Source organism: Dyadobacter crusticola DSM 16708, from assembly GCF_000701505.1.
In the GTDB taxonomy this organism is placed as follows: Bacteria; Bacteroidota; Bacteroidia; order Cytophagales; family Spirosomataceae; genus Dyadobacter; species Dyadobacter crusticola.
Genome location: NZ_JNJB01000005.1, coordinates 150,249 through 165,825 on the forward strand (window position 1 = coordinate 150,249; position 15,577 = coordinate 165,825).

General features: G+C 46.1%; 13 protein-coding genes. 8 read left to right on the top strand and 5 right to left on the bottom strand.

Translation table 11 applies throughout. The annotated features are described in order from the left end of the window. Window positions 1-102 precede the first annotated feature (102 nt). Genes Q369_RS0106835 through Q369_RS0106855 form a run of 5 tightly spaced genes read left to right on the top strand, consistent with a single transcriptional unit; the run spans window position 103 to window position 5,289 of the window. Window positions 103-1,374, top strand: coding sequence for a competence/damage-inducible protein A (locus Q369_RS0106835; RefSeq protein ID WP_031527057.1), 1,272 nt, complete (start codon window positions 103-105; stop codon window positions 1,372-1,374). Window positions 1,375-1,423: 49 nt separating this feature from the next. Continuing rightward, complete coding sequence (locus Q369_RS0106840) at window positions 1,424-2,704, top strand: dihydrolipoamide acetyltransferase family protein (protein ID WP_031527058.1); 1,281 nt, start codon at window positions 1,424-1,426, stop codon at window positions 2,702-2,704. Beyond that, window positions 2,704-3,237, top strand: coding sequence for a 5' nucleotidase, NT5C type (locus tag Q369_RS0106845; protein ID WP_031527059.1), 534 nt, complete (start codon window positions 2,704-2,706; stop codon window positions 3,235-3,237). The genes Q369_RS0106840 and Q369_RS0106845 overlap by 1 nt, the downstream gene beginning before the upstream one ends. After that, window positions 3,234-3,911 (top strand): response regulator, encoded by a 678-nt coding sequence (locus Q369_RS0106850; protein WP_031527060.1) that lies wholly within the window; start codon window positions 3,234-3,236, stop codon window positions 3,909-3,911. The genes Q369_RS0106845 and Q369_RS0106850 overlap by 4 nt, the downstream gene beginning before the upstream one ends. A 1-nt stretch (window position 3,912) precedes the next feature. Further along, complete coding sequence (locus tag Q369_RS0106855) at window positions 3,913-5,289, top strand: sensor histidine kinase (protein WP_031527061.1); 1,377 nt, start codon at window positions 3,913-3,915, stop codon at window positions 5,287-5,289. Between the two features lie 226 nt (window positions 5,290-5,515). Here Q369_RS0106855 and Q369_RS0106860 read toward each other — a convergent pair whose 3' ends face one another. The 3 genes from Q369_RS0106860 to Q369_RS0106870 all read right to left on the bottom strand — a co-directional run bounded on the left by Q369_RS0106860 (window position 5,516) and on the right by Q369_RS0106870 (window position 7,972). Then, window positions 5,516-6,262: an acyl-CoA desaturase gene (locus Q369_RS0106860; protein ID WP_031527062.1), complete on the bottom strand. Its 747-nt coding sequence runs from the start codon at window positions 6,260-6,262 to the stop codon at window positions 5,516-5,518. A gap of 134 nt (window positions 6,263-6,396) precedes the next feature. After that, window positions 6,397-7,056 (bottom strand): DUF4159 domain-containing protein, encoded by a 660-nt coding sequence (locus Q369_RS0106865; RefSeq protein WP_031527063.1) that lies wholly within the window; start codon window positions 7,054-7,056, stop codon window positions 6,397-6,399. A 202-nt stretch (window positions 7,057-7,258) separates the two neighbouring features. Continuing rightward, window positions 7,259-7,972 (bottom strand): RsmE family RNA methyltransferase, encoded by a 714-nt coding sequence (locus Q369_RS0106870; RefSeq protein ID WP_031527064.1) that lies wholly within the window; start codon window positions 7,970-7,972, stop codon window positions 7,259-7,261. 390 nt (window positions 7,973-8,362) lie between these two features. Here Q369_RS0106870 and Q369_RS0106875 point away from each other — a divergent pair, with 390 nt between their 5' ends. Continuing rightward, entirely contained in the window at window positions 8,363-9,373 is a 1,011-nt protein-coding gene (locus Q369_RS0106875) for a glutamine synthetase beta-grasp domain-containing protein (RefSeq protein WP_031527065.1), read from the top strand. A 76-nt stretch (window positions 9,374-9,449) separates the two neighbouring features. Here Q369_RS0106875 and Q369_RS0106880 read toward each other — a convergent pair whose 3' ends face one another. Further along, window positions 9,450-10,001, bottom strand: coding sequence for a hypothetical protein (locus Q369_RS0106880; RefSeq protein ID WP_031527066.1), 552 nt, complete (start codon window positions 9,999-10,001; stop codon window positions 9,450-9,452). A 36-nt stretch (window positions 10,002-10,037) separates the two neighbouring features. After that, window positions 10,038-12,224, bottom strand: a complete 2,187-nt coding sequence (locus Q369_RS0106885; protein WP_031527067.1) for a glutamine synthetase III family protein — start codon at window positions 12,222-12,224, stop codon at window positions 10,038-10,040. A gap of 150 nt (window positions 12,225-12,374) precedes the next feature. Here Q369_RS0106885 and Q369_RS0106890 point away from each other — a divergent pair, with 150 nt between their 5' ends. Both Q369_RS0106890 and mtaB read left to right on the top strand, forming a co-directional pair. Next, on the top strand, window positions 12,375-14,210 hold the full coding sequence (locus Q369_RS0106890; RefSeq protein ID WP_031527068.1) for an LTA synthase family protein: 1,836 nt from the start codon (window positions 12,375-12,377) through the stop codon (window positions 14,208-14,210). 37 nt (window positions 14,211-14,247) lie between these two features. After that, the gene (mtaB, locus tag Q369_RS0106895; RefSeq protein WP_031527069.1) at window positions 14,248-15,576 is read left to right on the top strand and encodes a tRNA (N(6)-L-threonylcarbamoyladenosine(37)-C(2))-methylthiotransferase MtaB; all 1,329 of its coding nucleotides are present in this window, start codon (window positions 14,248-14,250) and stop codon (window positions 15,574-15,576) included. The last annotated feature ends 1 nt before the right edge of the window (window position 15,577 follow it).

Sequence of the window (15,577 nt, forward strand, 5' to 3'; positions counted from 1 at the left end):
AAAGACTTGGTTGGTGCTGTACTAAGGTTCAAACGTACTCAATAACGATTAATTTTACTTATTTTTGGGAATTAACGGTTCTTAACAATCCATTTCAAAGAGATGATTTCTTCCACAAGGGCTGAAATAATTACCATCGGTGACGAGATACTTTTTGGTCAGATTACCGATACCAATACTCAATGGATTGGCACTCAATTGACTGACATCGGCATTCGTCCTGTGCGAAAAACTTCTGTCGGAGACAACAAGCAGGATATACTCGATGCATTCACAGAAGCCAGCCAGCGTGTACAGGTGGTTATAGTTACAGGCGGCCTCGGACCTACCCGTGACGACATCACGAAACACACTTTCTGCGAATACTTCGGCACTGAACTTGAAATCAATCAGGAAGCGCTGGCGCTGGTAACCTCATTCTTTGCCAAAAGGGGACGTACCATGACAGAACTCAATATTCAACAGGCAGCACTCCCCAAAAACTGTACCTACATACCGAACTTATGGGGAACAGCGCCGGGAATGTGGTTTGAGAAGGACAATGTCGTGTATGTTTCATTGCCAGGAGTTCCTTATGAGATGAAGAACCTGATGGAACATGAGATTCTGCCCAGGCTGAAAGCGAAATTCTCTACAACCATCATCCAGCATAAATCAGTACGCACGATCGGGATAGGTGAATCTTTCCTGGCCGAAACGATAGCTGAATGGGAAACTGCATTGCCCAGCCACATTAAGCTCGCTTACCTACCCCATTTCGGACAGGTCCGCCTGCGGCTGACAGGTACCGGCACCGATCAGGCGCTTCTTGAAAAAGAGTTGCAGCAACAGGTGAACACACTTTTACCATTGATTGAAGAACACGTTTTCGGCTTCGACCTTGATGAGCTTGAAACGGTAATCGGATCCTTGCTCATTGACAACCAAGCTACATTAGCCACCGCAGAAAGCTGCACAGGAGGCTATGTAGCCAGTCGCATTACAGCAGTACCTGGCTCTTCCCGTTACTTCGCAGGCTCTGTTGTGAGTTATAGCAATGCAATCAAAATGAATGTGTTGGGCGTAAAAAAAGAAACCCTGGACGCATTCGGCGCTGTGAGCGAGCAAACCGCGCGGGAAATGGCCGAAGGAGCAAGAAGCGTGCTGAATACCACTTTTGCAATCGCCACGACGGGCATTGCCGGCCCTGACGGAGGTACACCGGAAAAGCCCGTAGGTACAGTCTGGATCGCTTGTGCAGCGCCCGGCGGAACCGTCACGCAATTGCTGAGTTTGAGAAACGACAGGAAAATAAACATTGAACTTACATCTTCCTATGTACTTAATCTTTTAAGGAAAACCACCTTGAAAGGTAATCTGGTTGCGAAGGCTTAAGTAATTGATCAATTACGGGCGACAATTGTTGCCGGTTAATATAGTCTGTATGAAAATATTAGAAATGGTAATGCCTTCAATGGGCGAAAGCATAATGGAATGCACTGTTTTGCACCTGCTGAAAAAAGAAGGCGAAGCAGTGGTAATAGACGATTCTGTTCTGGAAGTAGCGACAGACAAGGTAGATACCGAAGTACCCTGCCCCTACGTGGGCACATTGGCCAAGTGGCTTGTAAAGGAAAATGACGTGGTACCGATCGGCAGCCCCGTCGCGCAGATTGAAGTGGAGGATGATACGCCTGGCGAGCCCGCAATTTTACAGCACGCACCCGCCGAAGAGACCGAAGAGGTAGTAGTCGCGTCACAGCTGGAAAAGGACTTTGAACAAGCGCTCGCCCAGAAAGAAATATTGACGGGCAGTCACGAAGCCGGATTGAACCCCTTTTATTCCCCTTTGGTGCTGAGCATTGCACGCGAGGAAAATATAAGTGAAAAGGAGCTCGCCTCCATTCACGGTACCGGAATGGAAAACCGCGTCACCAAAAATGATATCCTTTCATTTCTTGATACCCGAAAGCAGGTACCGCAGCCCGTGCCAGCCGCAACTTCCATGAATGGAGGCAGCGATATTGTGGAAATGGACCGGATGCGAAAAATGATCGCACAACGCATGGTAGATTCCAAGCGGATCTCCGCCCACGTTACTTCCTTCATTGAAACAGATATGACACCCGTTGTGCAATGGCGGGAGCACATCAAAAACGAGTATCGCAAGAAGTCCGGTGATAGTATTACGTTTACCCCAATCCTGATCGAGGCGGTGGTGAAAGCAATCAAAGATTATCCGCTGATCAATATCTCGGTAGACGGAGACAAGATTATCCGGAAAAAAGAAATAAACATCGGAATGGCGGTGGCGCTTCCCGACGGTAACCTGATCGTGCCGGTCATACATCATGCCGATCAGTATGATTTGCCTGGCCTGGCGCGTAAAGTGAACGAACTTGCAAGGCGCGCGCGTGAAAACAAGCTCAAAGCCGACGATCTTGCAGGAGGCACTTACACCATTTCCAACATTGGTGCATTCGCCAACTTGATGGGCACACCCATCATCGTACAGCCGCAGGTGGCAATCATGGCATTCGGTGCTATCAAGAAAAAGCCGGCTGTAATCGAAACGCCGCAAGGGGATTTGCTCGGGATCAGGAGCCTGATGTTTATCTCGCATTCGTACGATCACCGCGTGGTGGACGGTTCATTGGGAGGCTTGTTCCTGAAACGTGTAAATGATTATCTTGAAAATTTTGACACGCAAAGAACGCTGATCTGATGCTGAGACTGACCCTGGACATGGACGATGTGCTGGCAGATACCCACGAGAAACTGATCAGCATTATCCTCAATGATTTTGACACGATCCTGACAGCCGAGCAGCTGCGTTCGAAGGCGCTGCGTGAGCTGCTCCATCCGAAACAGCTGACCAAGCTCAACAAAATTATAGATACGCCGGGCTTTTTTGCAGATATTAAGGTAATGGAAGGAGCGCAGGAAACTGTCTACAAGCTATCCAAATATTACGAATTGTTTGTTGCCACAGCCTGCATGGAATTTCCCACCTCATTTCGGGATAAGTTCGACTGGCTCAAAAAACACTTTTCATTTATCCCCTGGACCAACATTGTCTTTTGTGGATATAAAAGCATAATCCATTCAGATTACCTGATTGATGACCATGTTCGAAATCTGGCTGCATTCCAGGGGCAGGGTATTTTATTCACTGCTCCACACAACCTGAAAGAAAAGGGCTATAAGCGCGTTTCCGACTGGAATGAAGTTTCCGAGCTATTTTTACCCATCAAATGAAGCTACTACTGATCGAGGATGAACCGAAAACATTGCAGTCCATCAAACAGGGACTGGAAGAAAATGGATACGAAGTTGACATCGCTTACGACGGTCTGATTGGAAAACAATTAGCAAAAAATAATACTTACCAGCTCATAATCAGCGACATCATCATTCCCGGAATCAATGGTATCGAGCTTTGTCGCGAAATAAGGACCTGGGGAGATGAAACGCCGATACTCATGCTGACTGCATTGGGTACTACCGACGATAAAGTAACCGGCCTGGATGCAGGCGCGGATGATTATCTCGTCAAACCGTTCGAATTCAAGGAATTACTTGCCCGCGTACGTGCATTAACCAAGCGGGGCGCGACGGTTGGCCACACTGCGCAGGTACTGCGTTTTGCTGACCTGGAAGTTTCCCTGGACGCTAAGACAGTTCATCGTTCCGGCAACAAGATCAACCTGACGGCACGTGAGTTTAATTTACTGGTGTACCTGATCCGCAACCAGGGCCGGGTTATCTCAAAAGTGGAAATTGCGGAGCAGGTTTGGGATATCGGATTTGATACGGGTACCAATGTAATTGAGGTTTACGTTAATTATTTACGTAAAAAAATCGATAAAGATTATCCTGTCAAGCTCATCCATACGCTTTTTGGAATGGGCTATGTGCTAAAAGTAGAGTAATATGCAGATCCGCACCCGACTTACGGTTCAGTTTTCCTTACTGGTAAGCGGTATTCTTCTTATTACGTTTCTCGCTATCTACTATTTCTCTTACGACAACGTTACGAAAGATTTTTACGCCAGGCTCGGCTCCAAAGCCAAGTCCCAGGCAGAGCTGCTTTTAAAGGTACCTCAGGTTAATATCGACGTACTGAAAGCGTTAGACGAGACCAACCGTGATCTGATCTACGACGAGAATACCTTTATTTTTGACGAAAAAAACCGTCTCATTTACAGCAATCTCGCCTCTCCCCAATCCAAAGCATTGCACGTTTCTGACTATTGGCTGGACGAAATCAGGAAAGCGGGACAAATCCGTTACATGGACGGCGATTACAAAGTCGTTGGATTGTACTACAAGTATCCATTCAACCGCGCAGTAGTAATGCTGGGGGCAAAGGATTTGTACGGAGAAGCAAATCTATCCAACCTCAGTACACTGCTGACTGTGCTATTTTTCATAGTGACATTCATTGTTGCCATAGTGGGCTGGATCTTTTCGAAACGCGCATTACGACCCATATCGAAGGTAATGAATTCGGTAGAGCGCATTTTGCCCCAGAACCTCGACACCCGACTCGAAGTACCTAATCAAAAAGATGAGATCGGAAGGCTGACAACAACATTTAACAAACTGCTCGATCGGATTGAGACTGCATTTCAAATGCAGAAGATATTCGTTGCCAATGTATCGCACGAGTTGAAGAACCCGCTTACGAAAATCAGGTCACAGCTGGAAGTAAGTATGTTGAAGGAGCGGAATGCATCGGAGTACCAGGTTACCATTATGTCCGTTTTGGAAGATATTCAGGAACTGGCGCAGCTTTCCAATACATTGCTGGAACTTGCCAAAGTAAGCGAGCACCAGCGTGAACTCCTGACGGAAGTTGTGCGCGTAGACGAACTGCTGCTCGACTGCCGCCTTAACCTTACCGAAGCAAATCCCGCCTACAATATCATCCTCAATTTCGATGAGCTGCCGGAGGATGATACGTGGCTTGAAGTAACGGGAAACTCTACGCTGCTGAAAACTGCATTTCTTAATTTAATGGATAATGCGTGCAAGTTTTCCGACAACAATGCGGTCCACATTAACCTGCAACCTTCAAAAGACCAGATTACGATCGGCTTCACGGATCAAGGCAAGGGGATTCCGAAAGAAGACCAGAGCCTTGTCTTCCAGCCGTTCTTCCGCAGTGACAATACCGCCAATATCAAAGGCTATGGAATTGGCTTGTCGCTGGTGGAGCGGATCGTTAAGCTGCATAATGGAACAATCTCCATTCAGCCGAATGAGCCAAAGGGTACCACCTTCCGGCTAAAACTTTCTCACCTCTAAGCAAATTCTAACGCGTAATTAACGTGCTTTTAAGTATTGCGCGATTAATTTGTATTGTCGCAATATTCAAAACGGCGACATGCTATCGAATTTCATTTTTTGTGGTGTTAATAAGCAAACTTGGCAGGTGTGTCTCACGCCTGCCAAAAGTTTTTTGTGGGGACCATAAATGAAGCGCCCTTCGACTGCCCGGCAGTCGAAGGGGCGCTCTAACTTGGCATTAAGCCTAATGCTTCTTCCTAATCTCGATAATCTTCAACTTATTCAGCAATTTAATCACCGGGTAAGTGGGGTCAACTTCGTACCATCTTGAACCGAAGTTGATCGAATTCGGGCGTTTGTGGTGGTTGTTCTGGAAAAGCTCGCCGAGCATCAAGAAATCAAAAATCAGCGAGTTCTTCGATTTATCGTCGTTGTCGAAGTTCTGATAACCGTATTTGTGACCACTCCAATTTACGATTGCACCGTGGATCGGGCCCATTAAGAAGTGGATCGGCAAAAGGAAGAAAAACGCCCAGTGCATATCCAGGTATACATAAGCCAGGATATAAAATGCCATGTAAAGCAAGCCCCAACCGATACGCGAGATCCAGGAGTCACCCAGCTTTTCTACAAAATTCCATTCAGGATAATTTCTTTCAAAACGTGTTTCAATAGCACGTTTGCGGCTTAGTACTGCATTATAGATATGCTTTGTTTCCCACATCATTGTAAATACATTTTTGGTATGATGGGGAGAATGCGGATCTTTTTCGGTGTCACTGAATGCATGGTGCATCCGATGGAGAATTGCGTAAGCACGCGGGCTCAGGTACGAAGAACCTTGTGAAATATAGGTGAGCAAATAGAAAAAACGCTCCCATGGCTTGCTCATGATGAACATCTTATGAGCAGAATAGCGGTGCAGGAAGAATGTCTGGCAGAATAGAGAAAGGTACCAGTGTAAAACAAAAACAATAAGAACAATATACATGAAACGCGTGCAGAATTTTAAGAACGAAGTTTGTACAAAAGTAAGCGTAAGCGGGGTAAAAAACGAAATTTCAACAGGTAAAATGGAATATATCGTTACGGCCTCAACACACCCGGGTTGACTGGCCGCGCATGTTACTGGATCATAAATGCATAGCTCAGTAAATTGGCGCCCATTTGAAGCGCTTTTCTGCGCATTTCCTCAGGGTCATTGTAAACGCTCTGATCTTCCCATCCATTGCCAAGATCGGTTTCGTAGCTGTAATAACAAACCAGTCTTCCCTGCCAGATCAATCCGAAACCTTGCGGCTGCTTGCCGTCGTGCTCATGCACCTTGGGTAAGCCTTCCGGGAAAACATATTTGACGCGGTAGATCTGGTGATCAAATGGAAGCTCCACAAACGTAAGCTCCGGAAACACCTTCTTCATTTCGCGCCGCACGAACTGGTCCAGGCCATAATTATCGTCAATGTGCAAGAAGCCGCCAGAAAGCAGATAGTTCCTCAGGTTCTGCGCCTCAGCGTCACTAAACACCACATTTCCGTGGCCCGTCATATGCACGAAAGGATATGTAAAAATATCAGGGCTGCCGACTTCAACCACATCCTCCGCAGGATTGATATTCATTTTCAACTCTGTATTACAGAACTTGATCAGGTTAGGCAGAGACGTTTTGTTAGCATACCAGTCACCGCCACCGCCATACTTCAACTTGGCTATCTTCAGAGAAGATTGCCCAAACGATGCCAGGGACGCACCGAAAAGCAAGGCAAAAAGGGCGAGGTGGGGTTTCATGCGGGAATGATTGAATGATTGAATGAGTGAATGACTGAATGAGTGAATGACTGAATGAGTGAATGACTGAATTTGATGAAGAATTGGAAGTAATGCTTGCACTTCCGATGGCTATACTGATGGATTTAAAATTAAGAAAGACTTAGAAAACTTATATGTATTAAAACCTATTCAATCATTCAGTCATTCACTCATTCAAAATTCACTTATTCACCTCTTGGGCCAAATTAATCGCGTGACAACCTGCGACGGCGGCGGTTTCGGTTCTTAGGCGGGTTGGGCCGAGTGATACGGTGGTGAAGCCTTGTTCAAGAGACAGCTCTATTTCCTTTTCACTGAAATCACCTTCGGGACCTATTAATAAAGTCGTACCAGCACCTTTTTTAACTTTATTGAAAACATGTTCAACCTTATTTTGATCGGGCACGTAGGCAATCAGCTTGGTACCGGATGAAACACTTTTGATAAACGAATCGAACCGGTTATTTACTGTAATGATCGGTTTATAAAATTGTTGAGACTGCTTCATCGCACTCGCGGCAATCCGGTTTAGCCTGCCCAGGTTCACCACCCGGTTGAGCGTTTCCGGATTTGTATGTTCGGTAACGATGAAGTCAATGCGCTCCACTCCTATCTCTGTCATTTTCTCGACCATCCATTCATTGCGCTCCGCCTTGCGGGTTGGCGCAACTGCTATATTTACGGCAAAAGGGCGTGGTTCGATCAGCCTGGTTTCAATTACTTCATACCCCACTTTCCGGCCCTGAATGTTCAGCACGCATTTGTACAGCTGACCCCGCCCGTTTGTTACTAAAATCATATCCCCGGATCCCAGTCTGAGTACTTTCGTACTATGTTTTGCCTCTTCTTCTTCCAACTCAAAAATCCCGTCCTCAGGTTGATAAAAAATGTGCATTTCCAAGATTGGCTCTCGCCATTTAATGTATGGTTTTGTCCAAAAATAGAGAAATAATCGCGATTTGCTGAACAGCAGCCGAATTATCTATGGCGTTATATGCGACAATATCGTTTAAAGCTGTTTAAGGGAGTTTGCATGCATTTTCCTAAATAATCCGCTGTTTTAAGAGGCATTTCACAAGTTTTTGCAAGTTTTTTTGTGAAAACCGCTCGTGCTAAAACTTCCCTCGATTATAAAAAAAGTACATCTTTTACTGACAATACTACCACAAACGCAATATTATTCTGCGTATACCGAATTTTTCTTATTTTTTATTTTTTGGAAATACATTTTTGCATTAATATTGTGCCGTTCAAATTATTCGTCACCACTTTATCTAGTACTATTATGTCTAAGTCCAAGCTGGAATATATTTGGTTGGATGGCTACAAGCCGACCCAAAGTCTACGCAGCAAAACCAAAATTGAAGATAATTTTAGCGGCAAATTGGAAGATTGCAGCAACTGGTCGTTTGACGGTTCGTCAACTGAGCAAGCGCTGGGCGGTTCTTCTGACTGTTTGTTGAAACCTGTCTACATTATTCCGGATCCACAACGTAAGAATGGATATTTGGTAATGTGCGAAGTATTGAACGCCGACGGTACTCCTCACATTTCAAATGGCCGTGCAACTATCGAAGACGACGATAACGATTTCTGGTTTGGTTTTGAGCAGGAGTATTTTCTTTGGGACAACGAAACCAACAAGCCACTGGGCTTCCCTGCAAACGGGTACCCTGCACCACAAGGTCCATACTACTGTTCAGTAGGCGCACAAAACGCATTCGGCCGCGAGATCATCGAAGAACACCTTGATGCTTGTCTTGAAGCAGGCTTAAATGTAGAAGGTATCAATGCAGAAGTTGCTGCCGGTCAGTGGGAATTCCAGATTTTTGCAAAAGGCGCGAAAGAAGCTGGTGACCAGATCTGGTTGGGACGTTACCTTTTGGAGCGTATCGGCGAGAAGTATGGTGTATCTATCAACTGGCACTGCAAGCCGCTTGGCGCACTTGACTGGAATGGTAGCGGTATGCACGCTAACTTCTCTAACACAGCATTGAGAACCGCCGGTAGCAAAGAAGTATTCGACAAAGTTTGCGAATCTTTCCGTCCGGTTGTGAAGGAACATATCGAAGTTTACGGTGCAGATAACCACCTGCGTTTGACTGGAAAGCACGAAACTGCTTCTATCCACGATTTCAGCTACGGTGTTTCTGACCGCGGTGCATCAATCCGTATCCCTGTTCTGGTTCCTCAGAAAGGATGGAGCGGATACCTGGAAGATCGTCGCCCTAACTCGGCTGCTGATCCTTACAAAGTAGCTGCACGTATCATCAAAACTGTTAAATCTGCGATTTAGTCGCATTGACATACGATTAACAAAAAAGCCACCTTGCGGTGGCTTTTTTGTTGTATCAACTTGAAGATCAATCGGATCAATCCTCGTCTTCGCTTCCTGTGAAGGAATACAATGTCGGGTCAAGCTGAACCCGGTCTGCATTGAACAATGCAATAAATTCATCTATTACCTTGTCAGTGATCTCCGTTTTGTTCAGACCAACTTCCAGGCCCACACCGTATTCAAATGTATCGTCGATCTGCACATGCTCGCGGACGGTGATCTCTTCATTTTCTTCGATCTCTTCGATAAATTCCGTGAGCAGCAATTCGGCTTCATCTTCATCTTCCTCGCTGATCTTATAGTCTGCGGGACGCTCATCCTGTGAAACGTAATGCGGCATTTCCTTCTTCAAACGCTCCAGAGCAGCGTCGTAAACAAGGGTGGAATGGTGTAACCGTAATGTATAAATCAATGCGTCGTAAATCACTTCCGACTCTTTATACATACCAACAAACTGCACGTGTGCATGTTCGTTGTTTTCATCTTCGTCTTCAAATTCATCATCAACGTAGATGAAGTTGGCTCTCTCGGCTTTGCATTCCCTTCTCAGCTGAGCAATTTCTTCTGGATCGAATCCCGGATTCATGATTTACAATGTTTGTTACTTAATAAGCTGTGTAATTTACTCCAAAAATAGCATTTCGCGGTACTTTGCCAAAGGCCAATCTTCATCATCGATCAGCAATTCAAGCTTATCGACGTGGTAACGGATCTCTTCAAAAAATCCTTTCACCTCTGAACCGTAGTGTTTTGCGCGTTCAAAGAGGTTTTCAATGTTGTTTGCGGTCTTCCGGCTTTCTGTCATTTCGTGTACCAGACGTTTGATCACGACAATGTGCGTGGAGATATCCCGGATAATTTCCTTGATTGGCTCCGCTTCTTCCAGCATTTCCAGGTCGGTAAGTGCCCGGGCTGTCTGCGCAAGCTTAAACTGGTACTTAACCACTGTCGAAACAATGTGGTTCAATGCAAGGTCACCGATCACACGTGATTCAATTTGCAGCTTTTTGACGTAGTTTTCCAGCTCGATCTCATAGCGCGCGTGCAGCTCTCTTGAAGTAAGAACACCCATTTTCTCGAAAACAGTGATCGTCTTTTCCGTTTTATAAGCATAAAGCGCATCATAGGTAGCGCTGATATTGCTTAATCCGCGCTCTTTTGCCATTTGTACCCACTCCTCGGAATAACCGTTTCCTTCAAAAAGGATGTTTTTGGATTCGGTAAAATAACGTTTGAGGATTTCCACGGTCGCTACTTTCTTCTCTTCTCCTGCGGCCAGCCGCTCGTCCATTTCCCTTTTAAACTCCATTAACTGATTAGCTACGATCGTGTTCAAAACTATCATGGGAGAAGCACTGTTCTGCGCACTTCCCACGGCGCGGTACTCGAATTTATTTCCCGTAAAACAAAAAGGCGAAGTCCGGTTCCGGTCTGTATTATCGCGCTGTAAGTTGGGAATGCGGGATATGCCTAGCTTATAGTAAAAGTTCTCTCCTTTTTCGAGCGTGATTTCTCCTTTGTTGACCAGCTCTTCCAGCATGTTTGTCAACTCATTTCCCAAAAACACAGACACAATGGAAGGCGGGGCTTCATTCGCGCCCAGGCGATGCTCGTTACCAGCAGAAGATATAGACGCGCGCAGCAGGTCAGCGTGATCGTGGACTGCTTTGACAACATTCAGAAGAAAAGTGAGGAAGCGCAGGTTCTCTTTAGGTTTTGAAGTAGGCGCGAGCAGGTTAATGCCCGTGTCAGTACCCAGCGACCAGTTATTATGCTTGCCGCTTCCATTGATTCCGGCAAAAGGTTTTTCATGAAAAAGGACCTGGAAATTATGCTTGTCCCCTACCTTCTGCATTAAATCCATTAACAATGCATTGTGGTCGATCGCCAGGTTCACTTCTTCAAAAGTGGGCGCGCATTCAAATTGGCCGGGTGCAACTTCATTGTGCCGGGTACGCACGGGAATTCCCAGCTTTAAAGCCTCAAATTCGAAATCTACCATAAATGCATTGACGCGCGGAGAAATAGATCCGAAGTAATGATCGTCAAGCTGCTGTCCACGCGCCGGGCTGTGACCAAACACGGTTCTTCCCGCCATCAAAAGATCGGGTCGGGCGTAGTACAAGGCCTTGTCAACCAGGAAGTATTCCTGCTCAATGCCCAGCGTTGGAGTGACCTTGCTCACATCGCGGTTGAAAAACTGGCACACCCCGGTGGCAGCTTTGTCGAGCATAACCAGCGAGCGCAGCAATGGAGCCTTGTAGTCCAGCGCCTCGCCTGTGTATGAAATGAAGACGGAAGGAATGCACAAAGTTTTGCCGCCGGCGCCATTGTCCATTAAAAATGCGGGTGAACTAGGGTCCCAGCCGGTATATCCCCGTGCTTCGAATGTGGCGCGCAAGCCGCCGCTTGGAAAAGAAGAGGCATCGGGTTCCTGCTGTACAAGCGCGCTGCCTTTGAATTTTTCAACCGCGCGTCCATCCATTGTCAAGTCAAAGAACGAATCGTGCTTTTCAGCGGTTGTACCTGTCAAAGGCTGAAACCAGTGCGTATAGTGAGTTGCGCCTTTTGAGATTGCCCAGGATTTCATAGCTGCGGAAACTTCGTCTGCTACTTCCCGGTCGATCGTTGATCCTGAACGGATTGCAGTTGAAACCTTGGCGTAAGCCTCTGCCGAAAGCAGGGTTTTCATTACTTCATCATTAAAAGTATTGCTTCCGTACAGATCGGCTACTTTTTCAACGGGAGGAGTTAAGACGGGCGAAACCCGCCCTTGGGCGATTTCAAATGCCTTGGAACGAAATGTCATGTATTCAATCAGTTATATTAAATCTCCCCAAAATTATTTATTTAAGGATAGCAACAACAATGCTGGGTACATTTTCACATTTATGTTTTGTCGCTGATCGCACATAATACTCATTTTTAAGAACTTTACGGAATATTTTGATTGACACCAATGCGTAAAAGAATAGAATTGTTTGCCCTGTACGGGCTGAGCTGGGTCCTGCTTTTCCAGTTTTTCCGCCTCGTTTTCCTGACATACCACTACCCGAAAACGCTCGAACTTCCCTCTTCCCTCTGGGTGCAAAGTGCAACACACGGTCTGCGAATGGACATTTCCTTTGCAGCTTACATATTGGCGATCCCGACGATCCTGCTGATTTTCACTGCCCGGCAATGGAACTGGTACAAGCGCTTTATGCTCGTTTACAGCAGTGTACTCGCATTTTTGATCGTGACACTCACAGTAATTGACCTCGAACTTTTCAAAGCTTGGGGATTTCGGATCGATAGTACTTCCCTTCATTATCTTGAAACTCCCGGAGAAGCACTTGCCTCCGCAGGCGCCGCGCCGGTACTGCCGCTTTTGGTATTATTGATCGCCTTGCTTGCACTCACCATTACAATATTGCGCAACATTGTAACGCGGAGTGTGGCCGACTTCGATTTTACGAAGTTCGTTTACACAGTACCGGTTTTCCTGGTCCTTTCGGCTGCATTGATTATCCCGATACGCGGAGGCTTTCAGCTGGCTCCCATGAATGAAAGCGCAGTGTTTTTTTCGGACAAGAGCTTCGCGAACTACGCTGCTGTCAACGTTCCCTGGAACTACATGAGCTCCATTATCAATGCCTCTTATTCAAACAAAAATCCATTTATATATAGTGATGAAGCGCAGGCGCAAAGGCTTGTTCACGAACTTTATCAAACCCAGGGAGATACGGAGCACGTACTCGATTCAACATCAAAGCTGAATGTGATTGTGATTATCTGGGAAAGTTTTACGGCCAAGATTTCGTCCAGTTTTAATGGGGTACCGGGCGTTACGCCGCAATTTGACAAGCTTGCCCACGAGGGAATTTTGTTTACAAACATGTACGCGAGTGGCAACCGGAGCGACAAAGGCCTGGTAGCGATCATGAGCGGGTACCCTGCCCAGCCCACGCATTCTATCATCAAAATACCTAAAAAGACGAGCACGCTGCCTTCCCTGCCGAGAGAGTTTCGGAAAAATGGCTGGCGGACTTCGTTTTATTATGGCGGTGAAACCGAGTTTGCCAATATGAAATCCTATTTGCTGCAGGATAATTTTGACAGGATCGTTGACAAGAATGATTTTCACAAAGCGGATATGAATTCAAAATGGGGCGCTCACGATCACGTGGTGCTGGACAGGCTGCTGACTGATCTTGACAAAGAAAAAGAACCGTTTTTCGCAACCCTTTTCACGTTGAGCAGCCACGAGCCGTTTGAAGTTCCCGTAAAAACGGCCATTCAAGGCAATGATTCTGAACATCTTTTCCTGAATGCGCACCATTATACCGATGCGGCAATCGGCAACTTTATTCGAAAAGCGAAATCAAAACCCTGGTGGAAGAGTACGCTCATTGTGATACTCGCTGATCATGGCCACCCGCTGCCTTATACGAAAAAGACAAAACCCTCGGAGTTTCACATTCCGATGCTCTGGCTAGGCGGCGGGCTTGCAAGTTCAAACAGGAAGGTAGATGCTCTGTGTTCTCAAACAGACCTGGCCGCTACATTGCTGAACCAAGTCAAATTACCCGCCGGACAATTCGTTTGGAGCAAGGATATTTTTACTGCCAACCGGAATTCGTTTTCCTATTTCGCATTCAATAATGGACTTGGCTGGATCAGGACGGGCGGTTTTTTGATCCGGGATAACATTGGTGGAAATATCACGGAAAAGGAAGGAACGTTGGATCATTCGGAAGAGGATCTGGCGAAAGCCTACCTGCAAGCTTCTTTCGGAGATTATATAAAGCGTTGAGGATAAAAGCTGTATTTTTGCGGGATAATCAGGAAAAATGAAAAAAGTCGCTTTTTATACACTGGGCTGCAAGCTCAACTACTCAGAAAGCTCTTCGATCGCGAGAATGTTCGAAGCCAAAGGGCATTCGCGCGTTGAGTTCAATGAAAGCCCGGATGTTTTCATAATCAATACCTGCTCGGTCACCGAGAATGCAGATAAAAAATGCCGGAAAATCGTGCGGGAAGCCCAGAAGATCAATCCCGACGGGTATGTTGCAATCATTGGTTGTTACGCACAATTAAAGCCTGCGGAAATTTCGGAGATTCCCGGAGTTGATGCAGTACTAGGTGCTGCCGAGAAATTCCGGCTTGCGGATTTGGTCGATACTTTTGAAAAAACACCGGTAGGTCAGCCAGCGAGAATTATGGCTTCGCATATTGATGAGGCAGTTGAGTACCATACCTCTTACTCGCTGAATGACAGAACGCGCACATTTTTGAAAGTCCAGGATGGATGCGATTATCCTTGCTCCTACTGCACCATTCCATTGGCCCGCGGCAAAAGCAGATCCGACAGCATTGAAAATATCGTGAAAGCCGCCAAAGAGATTGCAGCACGTGAAGTGAAAGAGATCGTGCTCACCGGCGTAAACATCGGAGATTTCGGGATACAAAACGGAGAGCGCAAAGAGAGCTTTCTGGATTTGGTAAAAGCATTGGACGAAGTAGACGGCATTGAGCGGTTCCGCATTTCGTCAATCGAGCCTAACCTCCTGACTGACGAGATTATCGCATTCGTAGCCCAGTCCAAAAGATTTGTCCCCCACTTCCACATTCCGCTGCAATCCGGTTCCAATAAGGTATTGGGATTGATGAAGCGCAGGTACAAAAGAGAATTGTATGCCGAGCGGGTTACGAAAATTAAATCTTTGATGCCCGACTGCTGCATTGGAGTCGACGTTATTGTAGGTCACCCCGGCGAAACACAGGAGCTCTTTGAAGAGAGTTACCGCTTTTTAAACGAACTTGACATTTCTTACCTGCACGTATTTACCTACTCAGAAAGAGAAAATACAGCTGCTTTGGCGATTAAGCCGGTGGTACCGAAAAACATCCGAGCTGACAGATCAAAAATGCTGCACATTCTTTCTGACAAGAAACGCCGCTTCTTCTATGAGCAGCAAATCGGAAAAACTGGAACTGTGCTCTTTGAAGATGAAGTTCAGGACGGGCAAATGCTCGGTTTCAGCGAAAATTATGTGCGGGTTTCCGTTAAATACGACCCTTTACTTATTAATGAAACCAAGTTTGTGAGATACGAGCAGCTGAATGAGGCCGGATTAATGGAGGTGACAGAGGCGGAAGCTGAAATACTTGTTCATTAAA